General features: G+C 63.5%; 11 protein-coding genes. 9 read left to right on the top strand and 2 right to left on the bottom strand.

The genetic code is table 11. The features are described 5' to 3' along the window. The 8 genes from IB256_RS26310 to IB256_RS26275 all read left to right on the top strand — a co-directional run. The coding region (locus IB256_RS26310) for a DUF2345 domain-containing protein (protein WP_192404651.1) at positions 1-2,069 on the top strand (2,069 nt) is incomplete at its 5' end. After that, the gene (locus IB256_RS26305) at positions 2,066-3,979 is read left to right on the top strand and encodes a phospholipase D-like domain-containing protein (protein ID WP_192404650.1); all 1,914 of its coding nucleotides are present in this window, start codon (positions 2,066-2,068) and stop codon (positions 3,977-3,979) included. The genes IB256_RS26310 and IB256_RS26305, both read left to right, overlap by 4 nt. Further along, positions 3,979-5,277 carry a DUF6396 domain-containing protein gene (locus IB256_RS26300; protein ID WP_192296370.1) on the top strand — a complete coding sequence of 433 codons (1,299 nt, stop codon included), beginning with the start codon at positions 3,979-3,981 and terminating at the stop codon, positions 5,275-5,277. Before IB256_RS26305 ends, IB256_RS26300 begins: the two co-directional genes overlap by 1 nt. After that, complete coding sequence (locus IB256_RS26295; RefSeq protein WP_225601961.1) at positions 5,270-6,598, top strand: DUF6396 domain-containing protein; 1,329 nt, start codon at positions 5,270-5,272, stop codon at positions 6,596-6,598. Before IB256_RS26300 ends, IB256_RS26295 begins: the two co-directional genes overlap by 8 nt. Positions 6,599-6,707: 109 nt before the next feature. Beyond that, the gene (locus IB256_RS26290; protein WP_192296369.1) at positions 6,708-7,748 is read left to right on the top strand and encodes an AraC family transcriptional regulator; all 1,041 of its coding nucleotides are present in this window, start codon (positions 6,708-6,710) and stop codon (positions 7,746-7,748) included. A gap of 91 nt (positions 7,749-7,839) precedes the next feature. After that, a complete protein-coding gene (locus IB256_RS26285; RefSeq protein ID WP_045209392.1) occupies positions 7,840-8,292 on the top strand; it encodes a universal stress protein in 453 nt (150 codons plus the stop codon). A gap of 159 nt (positions 8,293-8,451) precedes the next feature. Continuing rightward, positions 8,452-8,703, top strand: a complete 252-nt coding sequence (locus IB256_RS26280) for a hypothetical protein (RefSeq protein WP_192296368.1) — start codon at positions 8,452-8,454, stop codon at positions 8,701-8,703. A 147-nt stretch (positions 8,704-8,850) separates the two neighbouring features. Beyond that, complete coding sequence (locus IB256_RS26275; protein ID WP_192296367.1) at positions 8,851-9,453, top strand: hypothetical protein; 603 nt, start codon at positions 8,851-8,853, stop codon at positions 9,451-9,453. A 9-nt stretch (positions 9,454-9,462) separates the two neighbouring features. On the opposite strand, the gene IB256_RS26270 is transcribed toward IB256_RS26275, so the two are convergent. Then, on the bottom strand, positions 9,463-10,362 hold the full coding sequence (locus tag IB256_RS26270) for an acetoacetate decarboxylase (RefSeq protein ID WP_192296366.1): 900 nt from the start codon (positions 10,360-10,362) through the stop codon (positions 9,463-9,465). Between the two features lie 203 nt (positions 10,363-10,565). Between IB256_RS26270 and IB256_RS26265 the strand changes: the two genes are divergently transcribed. Next, positions 10,566-10,961 carry a DUF4280 domain-containing protein gene (locus IB256_RS26265; RefSeq protein WP_138214563.1) on the top strand — a complete coding sequence of 132 codons (396 nt, stop codon included), beginning with the start codon at positions 10,566-10,568 and terminating at the stop codon, positions 10,959-10,961. A 6-nt stretch (positions 10,962-10,967) separates the two neighbouring features. Here the strand turns inward: IB256_RS26265 and IB256_RS26260 are convergent, their stop codons facing one another. Then, positions 10,968-11,513, bottom strand: coding sequence for a toxin-antitoxin system YwqK family antitoxin (locus IB256_RS26260; RefSeq protein WP_192296364.1), 546 nt, complete (start codon positions 11,511-11,513; stop codon positions 10,968-10,970). Positions 11,514-11,519: the final 6 nt, after the last annotated feature.

Genomic DNA, 11,519 nt, shown 5'->3' with positions numbered 1-11,519 from the left:
CGCCACCCTTACCGCTGCGCCCGCTTTCCTCGCTGGAGTCCAGCGGCCGGGACGCCGTCTGGAACCTGCAGAGCGGCTATGGACTGGTCCTGCAGCAGGTCAGCAATCGCGCCTACTACTACCGCGACGCCGGTGCTGAGTTGGACGCCAATGTCGACCTGCTCAAATCGCCGAAAACCACCTACGGCGAGGCTTACCACTACGGCGAACCGCACCAGAAACTCGGCGACGCCTACGCCCAGGACGAAGACCTGGAAAGCGAAAGCGGCTACTTCTACGCGCGCCTCGCCCATGAACGCTACCTCAACGCGCGCACGCGCCTGACCGGTTTCACCAGCAGCCCCGCGCTCCTTCCCGGCCAGATAGTGAAGCTCGACGGCGCGGATAAGCGCTTCGCGGCGGGCGCGGTGATTGTCGACCTGCAGTGCCGCGCTGCTCGCGACCGCAGCTTCGAAGTGCAATTCGAAGCCATCCCCTACGACGAACAGGTCTGCTTCCGCCCGGAAGTGCCGGCTAAGCCGGTGATCGCCGGTACCCTCCCGGCGCGCGTCACGAGCCCCGAGCCGAATGACCTGTACGGCCACATCGACATGGAAGGCCGCTACAAGTGCCATTTCGTCTTCGACCGCGACACTTGGCCCGCAGGGCGCGAGTCAATGTGGCTGCGCCTGGCCCGCCCCTACTGCGGCGACACGTATGGGCTGCACCTGCCTTTGATACAAGGCACCGAAGTACGGATCGCCTTCGAAAACGGCGACCCGGACCGGCCCTACATCGCCTACGCCATGCACGACTCGCGGCATCCCGACCACGTCACCCTGAAAAACTACAAGCGCAACGTCTTGCGGACGCCGGCCAACAACAAGCTGCGCCTGGATGACTCGCGCGGAAAAGAGCACATCAAGCTCAGCACCGAATACAGCGGCAAGAGCCAGCTGAATCTCGGCCATCTGGTGGATGCGCAACGGCAGCAACGCGGCGAAGGCTTCGAACTGCGCACCGACGGCTGGGGTTCGCTACGAGCCGGCAAGGGCCTGTTCATCAGCGCCGACGCCCAGCCCGGTGCACAGGGCAAAACGCTGGACATGCAGGCCGCCGTGCGCGAGCTGGAGCAAGCCCTGGAACAGGTCCGCGCCATGGCCCGCGATGCCGCGCTGGCCGTGGCACACGAGCCCGACCAATACGCCCCGGAGCAGCTCAAGGCCGCGCTCGAACTGCTTAACGAACCGGGCATCCTCGCCTCGGCACCCGACGGCATCGCCGCCACCAGTGGCGGGCACCTGCAACTGGCTGCCGGAAAAAACCTGATCGCCACCGCCGGCGCCAACATGGACATCAGCGTCGCCAAGCGCTTCACCGCAGCAGTCGGCGAAGGCATCGGCCTGTTCGCCAGGAAGATGGGCATGAAGCTCTTCGCCAATCAGGGGCCCGTCACGATCCAGGCGCAGAACGATCGGATGGAACTGCTCGCCCGCCACGGCCTGGAAATCACCAGCACCGAGGATGAGGTGCACATCGTCGCGAAGAAGAAAATCACCCTCAACGCAGGCGGCAGCTACATCACCTTCGACCCGTACCGCATCGAAGCGGGCACCAAGGGGGACTTCAACATCAAGGCCGCGCACTTCTCCCTGCGCGGGCCCGCCAGCATGCCGGCGACCCATCCTGAGTACCCGAAGCTCCAGTCCGTGGCACGCGTAAAACTGCGTATTTCACGAGCCCCCACCGCAACCCAGTCAACCTGGGCCGGCATGCCCTATACCCTGTTTGCTGATGGAGCACCTCTCCAGCAAGGCGTGCTGGACAAGAGCGGCTACCTCGTCTTCGACCACCAGGTCGTTACCCGGCAGTACCGCCTGGAGCTGGCCAACGGAGTCAGCTACCGAATTCCGGTGCCCGACGATTACAGCAATCCGGAACAGGGACGGCTGGCCAGCCTCGGTCTGCAGAATCACCCGTCGCCTTCCGATGATCCCGAGATCGGCCCGCCCTCGAAACATACCGACCATCGCACCGACTACGCCGACTTGCTGAAAGATATCGCCAAACGGGCGGGAGACCAGTCATGACCACCTGTGAAATCGTTGTGCCTCTGGCACTGCAATACGGCAATGAAATCACCTGCAATTCTCCCTGGTTTGTCACAGACACCGAGTACAAGCCCAGGCCTGCCAGCTACAAACCGCTGATCAATGGCGAAGAGGCTTTCCGCGCCGTGCATGAGGCCATTGCCAAGGCAACCAGGTCGGTCGACATCATCTGCTGGGGCTTCCAGCCGTCGATGTACTTCATTCGAGATGGCAGTGCTCCCAGTATCGGAGAGCTGTTGATGGCCAAGGCGAAGGACAAGAACAACCCGGTGCGGGTGCGTATTTTGGGCTGGGAGGCGCCTTACAACCTGGCAGGGACAGCGGGGGAGTCCAACCTGCCGAATAAAGGAGTGATTGGGATAAAGGATCGCGCGGGGCAAACATCCTCGGACGAGCAATATGCGTACGACCGGAGTTGGTTTCAGGAATGCTCCGCCATGGACATTGAGGCGACGTACTGGACCAAGGCCAGTCCGATATTTGTCAGTCGTGGCTTTGACGTGTTGCAACGCGCGGAAATCGTCTACCAAGCGAAGCTGCATAGCCTCGACCCTGACCTCAGCAAAATGACGTTATTCTCGCTAGCGGCAGCGCCCACTCACCACCAGAAGACTGTCCTGGTCGACTACGAAATCCCCGAGCGCGCCGTTGGCTTCGTCATGGGCCACAACATGCTCGACGAGTACTGGGATACCGACCAGCACTCGGCCAAAGGTCGCGGCCGCGACATGCCCCCTCCGAACAAGGGCGCGCGCGGTCGGTTACCACGGCAGGACATTTCCAGCCGCGTTACCGGCCCGATACTGGCTTACCTGCACCACAACTTCGCCTCTGCCTGGCGTCGGCAGACTGGCGAGGATCTGTTTGTACAGCGCAACGACACCCTGGTCGCCCGTCAATTTCGGCCTGCCCCTGCCCACGATGAAGCGTTGCTGATGGCCCAGCTCCTGCGCACCCAGGCCCAGGAGGACAAGCCAAAGCGCGATATCGAGACGCTCTACCTGCAGACGGTCAAGAACGCCACCCAATTCATCTACATCGAAAACCAGTACTTCCGCTGGCCCGCACTGGCCGACGTCATTCTGGAAACCGCAAAGAAGCAAACCAAAAAAGGCCGAAAACCCGGCGAACATGGCGCGCTGCACCTGTTCGTGGTCACCAACGCCAATGAGGAGGGTGTGGGCCCCGGCGTCGCCAACACCCAGCGCATGCTCGAACGCCTGGGCCGCGAAGACGGCATGCCGATCGTGACCAAGCTGCGCCGCATCGAACAGGCCAAGCAACGCGCCGCCGAACTGGAGCCAGCCTGGCATGAGCGCCTCGAACGCAAGGTCACCGAGCTGGTGACGGCACTGCCCGATGCCTTGCAGGGCACGGACCTGGGGGCAAGAGCGCGGGACGCCCAGCGCCAGGCTGACGAGCAGGCACCCCAACGCAAGAAAGACCTTGAGGAGGAAATCGACGCCATCATCCGCAGCGAGATCAAGCGTCCACCGGAACGGCCCGGCCTGAAAATCCATATCTGCTCCCTGGTGGCCAAGGACTCGCCTCCCGGCGCCTGGATGCCGGTATACATCCACTCCAAGCTGATGATCATCGACGACGTCTTCACCACCCACGGCTCAGCCAATATCAATACCCGCAGCATGCAGGTGGACAGCGAGATGAATATCGCCCACGAGGAAATGGGCGTGACGCAACCCATGCGGCGGCGATTGTGGCACCTGCATACCAATGGGAAGGGGGCGCAGGATGATCCGAAGGAGGCATTTGATGCTTGGGGGGAAATCATAGCGACAAACAAAAGACTTCAAGCAGCCAGCCTTCCCACTGAAGCCCCCATCATCGAGTTCTTCTTCGACCCCATCGAGCTGGAGAACAAGGACTGATGCGCCGTCTTCTCCTGCTTGCCTGCCTGTTGCTTGCTGCCTGTGATTCGGGCAGCAGCACCGTCAATGCCCCACCAAAGGATATCGCCGTGGACCCGCTCTCCCAGATTCGCGCCAACCTGGCCTTCACCTGCAAGCACGAAGAGTTCCCGACGCCCACGGCGGACAGCGACCTGCTCTTCCACTACGCCCGCTGGCTGCAAAAGAACAACCAGCTTAACGAAGACCCGGCCGTGGATGTTCAGGTGGAACGCCTCTACCGCATTGCTGCTGAACATGGCCATGCCAAGGCCAGCATCAACCTGCAGAACGGCTCCATGCAAGGCACGTTCAAGCTGCGCACTGCCGAACACTTGCGCTTAGCCGAAGCATTGATCGATGCCAAGGTTGGTTCCGGCTACGCCTTCATTGCCATCGCTCTGCAACAGGGCGCGTTGGGTTTGGTGCAGGATAAGGACATGGCTTTGCGTTACTACCGCAAGGCAGCCGATATGGGCAGCCCCGAGGCTCAGTTCTATGTAGGTGAAAAACTAGAGCCCAAGGGTGCAGCACCACAAGTGGCGTTGCAGATGTTTCGTTGCGCTGCGGAACAAGGGGGAGGGAAGGCTGCACTGGCTTTGGGAATCTCTTTACAAATTAACAAGCAATATCGTGAAGCGTTAGAAGTATTCCAGCTTGGAGTCATGGCAGGCGATGAAATCTCAGCGGGTAAATTGGGTAAGGCTTTTCGTAATCCCCCCCCTTCCAACAGCTTGCACTACCTTGATGTGCAGGAAGACCTCGAACGCGCTGACCGTTACAAAGCCATCTGGAGCATCCTCGCTGACTACTCCTACGCCTCGCCCAAAGTTCCCGAAATCAACGACATCCTCCCACTGCCGCCCGCCAAGCTGCCACCGTGGGACGGCAAGCTGAAATGGCTGGAGGATCGCAAGGTCAATATCCCGCCACCCAAGCCCAGCGAAGCGCTGATCAGCAAGTTGGCAAAGGACAAACACCTCGATCCCGCCACAGGCCGCCCCACGCCCGACTCGCCCAACTTCGTCCGCCTGCCGTCATCCCCCGTTCCCCCGATCTGCGTCAGCGGCGAACCCTGTCCACGCGGTGGTTATTGGCAGGCCATGGGTGTGCACTTCTCCTGGATCACCGTGGAAGGCAAGACACTGCGCCGCTTCAAACAAGGCGACACCCTCCCGACGCTGGTGCTCGAACGTCGTGAGACTCGCCTTTGGCCTCTCCCGAAAAAGGTCACCGTCGGCCCCGAACACGTCAGATGGATACTGCTCGGTGATGCCTAGGTTCTGGGGGCTTATCTGCCTGGCGCTGCTGCTGACCGCCTGTGAGGCCGGCAGTGCCGTCACTCCCCCGGAAAAGGTAATCACCGTGGACCCACTACCTCAGATTCGCGCCAACCTGGCCTTCACCTGCAAGCACGAAGAGTTCCCGATGCCCACGGCGGACAGCGACTTGTTGTTCCACTACGCCCGCTGGCTGCAAAAGAACAACCAGCTCAACGAAGATCCAGCCATGGATGTTCAGGTGGAACGCCTCTACCGCATTGCCGCCGAACACGGTCACGCCAAGGCCAGTATCAACCTGCAAAACGGCTCCATGCAGGGCACGTTCAAACTACGCACCGCTGAACATCTGCGCCTGGCCGAAGAGTTGATTAATGCCAAAGTTGGCTCCGGCTACGCTTTCATCGCCATCGCCCTGCAGCAGGGGGCGTTGGGTTTTGTGCAGGACAAGGACATGGCCCTGCGGTATTACCGAAAGGCTGCTGATATGGGTAGTCCAGACGCCCAGGCCTACGTGGCCGACAAGCTGGCGCCCAGCGATATGGCGCCGGATATCGCTCGGCAGATGCGTAATTGCGCGGCAGAGCAGGGTAATGGCTCTGCCGCTAGTGATCTTGGGGTCAATCTTCAAGGTCGCAAGCGTTATAAAGAGGCGTTAGAGGCGTTTCAACTCGGAGTAGCAGCAGGTGATGAAAGCTCAGCTTCTTTCCTAAACAACGGATTTCGCAATCCTCCTCTCTCCGATGAACTGTATTACTTGGACCAGAAAGAAGACCTAGAAAGGGCCGACCGCTACGAAAAAATCTGGAGCATCCTCGCGGACTACTCCTACGCCTCGCCCAAAGCTCCCGAAATCAACGACATCCTCCCGCTGCCACCCGCCAAGTTGCCGCCCTGGGACGGCAAGCTGCAATGGCTGGAAGAACGCAAGGCCAATATCCCGCCACCCAAACCCAGCGATGCGCTGATCGAAAAGCTGGCGAAAGAAAAATACCTCGATCCCGCCACAGGCCGGCCAACCCCCGAGTCGCCCAGCTTCGTCCGCCTCCCATCACTCCCTGTCCCGCCCATCTGCGTCAGCGGCGAAGCCTGCCCGCGCAGCGGCTACTGGCAGGCCATGGGCGTGTCCTTCTCCTGGATAACCGTTGAAGGCAAGACCCTGCGCCGCTTCCAGCAAGGCGACACCTTGCCGACGCTGGTGCTCGAACGTCGTGAGACTCGCCTTTGGCCTCTCCCGAAAAAGGTCACCGTCGGCCCCGAACACGTCAGATGGATACTGCTCGGTGATGCCTGGGTTCGGCAGTCTTTTGAGGCTCTGTAATATTCTGTTACGCCCGCTCTTGGCGGGCCTGCGAACGCGTTATGATGCGGCCATCGTGCGCCAGCCACATAACAAGAATCGCCGGCGCCCCCGATCGAGAGCAGCCTGCATGCCCAGTACAAGCATCGATGCGCAATACGACCTGGCCCTGGTTTCGCCCTTCCTGCTGCAGACCCTGGCCGAGGTCGCCGGTGACGAAGGCGTCAGCGGCGAGCGCCTGTGTCGTGGGCTCGGCTTCACCGCCGAGGAGCTGCAGGACCCGGACCAACGCGTCACCTACCGGCAGACGGTCGCCATGATCCAGCGCGCGCTTGCGGCATTGCCCGAGCGTGGTCTGGGGCTCTGGGTCGGTCATCGCAACGTGCTGGGTACCCTCGGTTTGCTGGGCCATGTGCTGTCCCTGTGCAAGAACCTGCGCGATGCCTTCGAGCTGGGCCGGCGCTTCCAGCACACCACCGGTGGCATCGCGGTGTGCAACCTGATCGAGGGGCCGCAAGAGAGCTTCATCGAAGTGGAGTGCCGGTTGCCCTTCGCCGACATCCAGGTGTTCGCCGTGGAGGAGTTCTTCGCCAGCCTGCTGGTCTACAACCGCACCCTGATCGGCCCCCAGTTCCAGCCCCTGCGCTTCGAGTTCACCCACGCCGCGCCCAGCTATGAGGCCGAGTACCGCCGCCTGCTCGGACCGAACCTGCAGTTCGGCTGCCTGCACAACCGCGTGGCCATCGCCAGCCACTGGCTGGATGTGCAACTGCCCAGCCACCATCCCGTCGCCCTGCGCCAGGCGCTCAGCCTGCTGGAGGCGGAGTCCGCTCCGGTGCAGCAGAAGACCGGCCTGCTGGAAACGGTGGAACGCGCCATCGCCCGTGACCTGGCCCACGGCAGCCCGATCGACAAGGTCGCCAGCGAGCTGAACATGAGCAGCCGGACCTTGCGCCGCCGCCTGAGCGAGCACGGCATCACCTTCGATACGTTGCAGGACCAGGTGCGCCACGCCCGCGCCATGAGCCTGCTGAACAACCCGGAAATGCCCATCGAGCGCATCGCCGAGGCGCTTGGCTACAGTGACGTGCGCGGCTTCCGCCGCGCCTTCAAGCGTTGGACCGGGCTGAGCCCGTCCGCCTGCCGTGACGAGGTCGCTCCGGCGCACTGATGCGCCATGGGGCGATTACATTGACACGGCACAAGGGCGTTCCTGGCCCGGGCAGTTAAGGTCGAACTGCCCAAACAACGAGGAGCACAGCATGTACGAGCACGTACTGGCCGCCGTCGATGGCAGCCCCGTTTCGTTCCGAGCCCTGGCCGAAGGCGCACGGCTGGTCCGCATGAGTGGCGGTGAACTGCACGTCATCACCATCGTCGACCGTCCGCTGGGACACCTGCCTTATTACGCCAAGTACTACGACGCCGAGGCGCTGCACGCCGCCGCGCTCAAGGCTGCCGACGACATCCTCAGCAAGGCTCGGGAGGTGGTCGGCGAGTACGCCGTACCCGCTACTTACCAGCGCGTCACGATGGAGACCACCGGTGAGGAAGTCGCTGACCGCATCGAAGCCGAGGCCGATGCCGTCAAGGCCGATGCCATCGTCATGGGCACCCACAGCCGCCGTGGCGTGCATCGCCTGATGCTCGGCAGCGTGGCCGAAGGCGTACTGCAGTCGAGCAAGCGTCCGGTGCTGCTGGTGCGCGATCACTGAGGTTGCGCGGCCGGCTGCGGGACGCTGCATGCACCCGTCTTCTTGGCCTGGCCTGCCTTTCGTCGAAGAGTGCGGCGAACCCCACGCCGCCATCGGCAAGCCCGCAGGAAATCGGCTGTACTGGAGAGTCTCTATCCCTGTGCTGCAGGAGGTGACGCCATGACCCGTTCCCTGTTCACTGCTTTGGTGGCGGCGACCTTCCTCGTCGCCTCGCTTGGTACCGCCTGGGCCACGGAGCAGGGCAACCAGCGCCGCCAGGCGCGGGATGTGCGCCAGGAAACCCGCCAGGATGCGCGCCAGACCAAGCAGAATTGCCGCGCCGCCGACCAGCAGTACAACGCCCAGTGCCGGCAGGACAAGCGCCAGACCAAGCAGCAGGGGCGCGAGACCGCGCGGGACATCAAGTACTGAAAGCGCCAGAGCGCGACGTGCCGCACGGTGGATGGCCGGGCGGCTGCTACGCTCGCTGTAATCACGCAGCCATGAAAGAGCGGCATGCGGCCTCGGTACTTGTCCGCAAACCCCGAACGCAAACACCCTGATGCAAGGAGTCGCCTGATGAGTGTGTCCCGTTGGATCTGCCTGTCCCTCGCCGCTGGCGTGCTGGTCGGCTGCCAGAGCCAGAAGAACGATGAGCTGAGTTACCAGTACGACAGCACCGAGTCGGTTGCCAAGGGTGTGCCGGGCGGCGCGATGACCGAGACGGAGGAGATGCAGGCCAGCGTCACTGCCATCGATCGCAGCAAGCGGACCTTCACCCTCAAGGATGACCACGGCAACAGCCGCACCCTCCAGGCGCCGCCGGAGATGCGCAACTTCGACCAGCTCAAGGTGGGTGACAGGGTCCGCGCCATCGTTGCGCTGGAACGCCTCGTCTTCCTGCGCGAGCCGGGCCAGGAAACCGGCAGCGGCGGCGCCGGGCTGCTGGCCACGGCGCAGCCGGGCAGCAAGCCGGGCATGCTCGCGGCCGACACGGTGGAAATCACCGCCACCGTCAAATCCATGGACACCGCCAAGCGCACTGCCACCCTGCAGTTCGCCGACGGCAGCCAGCACACGGTCAAGGTCCGCCCCGACGTGGTGATGAAGCCCGAGTACCTCGGCCGCCAGCTGGTGATGCGGGTGACCTCCGCCGTCGCCGTCAGCGTCCAGCCGCAGTAGGGCGTCTGTTCAGGGCTGGCTCTCCAGCGGCGAGGGCAGGTGGAGCACGATCTGCGCATCCTTGACCACGTCCAGGCGCAGGATGCGCGCCGCGCCCAGGCCATCGAGCAACTGGCTCAGCGGCCCGCCGTTGCGGGCAAGCCGGACGTTGCCGGGCAGCAGCTTCTGCGCGTAGGCCAGGGTGTTGCTCTGCACGCGCGTCTGGTGCCAGCGGCCATCGACCTGATGGACCATGGTGGCAGTGCCCAGGCGCGATTGCGGGGTGGCGATCTCCAGTGCCGGCAGCGGCGCCCGCAGGACGAGGTCGGCTTTGCCGTCGGGCCCCTGGATGCTGGCCGACACTTCGCTGCCGATCTTCACTTCGATGCCGGTGCGCCATTTCGGCAACTGGTAGCCATGCACGCCGCGCACCCGCGCGATCTCGGTGGAAACCGGCAGGGCCAGCACATGGGCGACGAAGCTGCGGCGGCGCACGGCGTCGAACAGTTCCAGGGCATGGCTGCCCCTGGCGCCCGGCCGGCGGATGACGATGGCGACCGAAACTTCATCGTACGGGTCGTTGTCGCACACCGAGTAGGAGAAGAAGGTCAGCGCCACCAGCCCCTGGCCGGGCAGGGCGCGCAGCGGTTCCAGCGGCACCGGCAGCGTGGCGCGCAGGCGGTCGATGGGCGCCAGGAACAGCAGCTGGATGCTGCTGGTGCGATAGTAGAAATTCGGCGCCCAGGTCGGCCCGACGCGCGAGGCGACCATCTGCTTGGGAATGCGCCGGAAGTAGTCGATGTTGCCGGCGGCGGGATCCCTCGCCACCTCGTTCAGGTCCGGGTTCATCCGGTAGCGGTCGTAATAGCCGCCCTCGATCACTTCAACGCTCTGGGTGCCGAACTCGACTGCCTTGAACTGCGCCTTCATCTGCTGACCTCTGCTTGACCCTGGTGGGAGCCGCCGAGTGTTGCGAGCCGGGCGGCGGATGGGCTCACCCTAAGTTTAAAGTTAACTTTAATGTCAAGCAGGATTCTGCCGGTCGGCGGAGGTCTTAATGCTGGGCGCAGTGGCGCGAAGCTGGCTACGCTTGAGCAGGTTTGGCCAAGGCAGGCATCAGGCGAGGTGATTCCATGGGCTGTCCCCAGGTTTGCAGCGGCGCGACGCTGCAATGCAGTTTCGGTGTCGCACCGTCGGTGCTCAATGTGCTACCGGTCAATCGCACCCTCACCGGTGGCATGCCGGCGGCCAACCTGCAGGATCACATCCCCCTGTTGAACATCCTGCCCTTCGGCCTGTGCTCCAGCCCGGCGAATCCGACCGTCGCCGCCGCTACCGCAGCTGCCCTCGGCGTGCTGACGCCGATGCCTTGCATCCCTGCTACAGCCGCGCCGTGGATCCCCGGCGGCGCGCCCACGGTGCTACTGGGAGGCATGCCGGCGCTGGATGCCAACGGCACGCTGATGTGCACCTGGGGCGGGGCGATCAAGGTGGTGTTTCCTGGCCAGGTGCAGATGCTGATTCCCTGAGTCCGCTCAGGCCCCGCTGGCCTCGCCACGGCTGCCCAGCCACCAGCGCAGCCGCGAAATAGGTTTGCCATTGTCGTCCAGCGGGCGACCATCCTCGGCATAGGCGCGCGGTTGATCCAGCGGCGCACCTTTCGCATAGCGGGCTTCCTGTGCCAGTTGGCCGTTACCGTGAAAGCGGCGGAACGGCCCTTCCTGAACACCTTCGCGGTAGAAGGCCTGCTCGACCAGCGTGCCATCGGCGAGATAGCTGCAGGCCTCGCCATGCATCAGTCCGTCGCGGTAGCTGACCCTGCGCTGCAGCCAGCCTTCGGCCGCAAAAAAACGCGCCTCGCCCTGCAGGCGCCCGCGTACGTAGGGCAACTGCGCACTGACCTGGCCGTTGGGGTGGTAGAGCGTGCTGGTGCCGTGCAGTTCGCCGTCGCGGTAGTCCAGGCTGGCCTGCGGGCGGCCGCGCTCGCTGATGCGCAGCGGGCCTTCCAGTGCGCCGTCCTGCAGGCGGCCCTGCAGGGTGCTGTCGCCGCGCTTGAGGTCGAGGGTTCCGCTGTTGGCCATGTCCTT

It is taken from the genome of Pseudomonas sp. PDM17 (genome assembly GCF_014851985.1).
Classification (GTDB): domain Bacteria; phylum Pseudomonadota; class Gammaproteobacteria; order Pseudomonadales; family Pseudomonadaceae; genus Pseudomonas.
This window is presented reverse-complemented; position numbering and strand designations above follow the sequence as displayed.

What these genes read in the sequence shown, in the direction of transcription:
- IB256_RS26305 (WP_192404650.1), top strand. Translation starts at nt 2,066, where the DNA reads ATGACCACCTGTGAAATCGTTGTGCCTCTGGCACTGCAATACGGCAAT.
- IB256_RS26280 (WP_192296368.1), top strand. Translation starts at nt 8,452, where the DNA reads ATGACCCGTTCCCTGTTCACTGCTTTGGTGGCGGCGACCTTCCTCGTC.
- IB256_RS26275 (WP_192296367.1), top strand. Translation starts at nt 8,851, where the DNA reads ATGAGTGTGTCCCGTTGGATCTGCCTGTCCCTCGCCGCTGGCGTGCTG.
- IB256_RS26260 (WP_192296364.1), bottom strand. Translation starts at nt 11,513, where the DNA reads ATGGCCAACAGCGGAACCCTCGACCTCAAGCGCGGCGACAGCACCCTG.
- IB256_RS26295 (WP_225601961.1), top strand. Translation starts at nt 5,270, where the DNA reads ATGCCTAGGTTCTGGGGGCTTATCTGCCTGGCGCTGCTGCTGACCGCC.
- IB256_RS26300 (WP_192296370.1), top strand. Translation starts at nt 3,979, where the DNA reads ATGCGCCGTCTTCTCCTGCTTGCCTGCCTGTTGCTTGCTGCCTGTGAT.
- IB256_RS26285 (WP_045209392.1), top strand. Translation starts at nt 7,840, where the DNA reads ATGTACGAGCACGTACTGGCCGCCGTCGATGGCAGCCCCGTTTCGTTC.
- IB256_RS26290 (WP_192296369.1), top strand. Translation starts at nt 6,708, where the DNA reads ATGCCCAGTACAAGCATCGATGCGCAATACGACCTGGCCCTGGTTTCG.
- IB256_RS26265 (WP_138214563.1), top strand. Translation starts at nt 10,566, where the DNA reads ATGGGCTGTCCCCAGGTTTGCAGCGGCGCGACGCTGCAATGCAGTTTC.
- IB256_RS26270 (WP_192296366.1), bottom strand. Translation starts at nt 10,362, where the DNA reads ATGAAGGCGCAGTTCAAGGCAGTCGAGTTCGGCACCCAGAGCGTTGAA.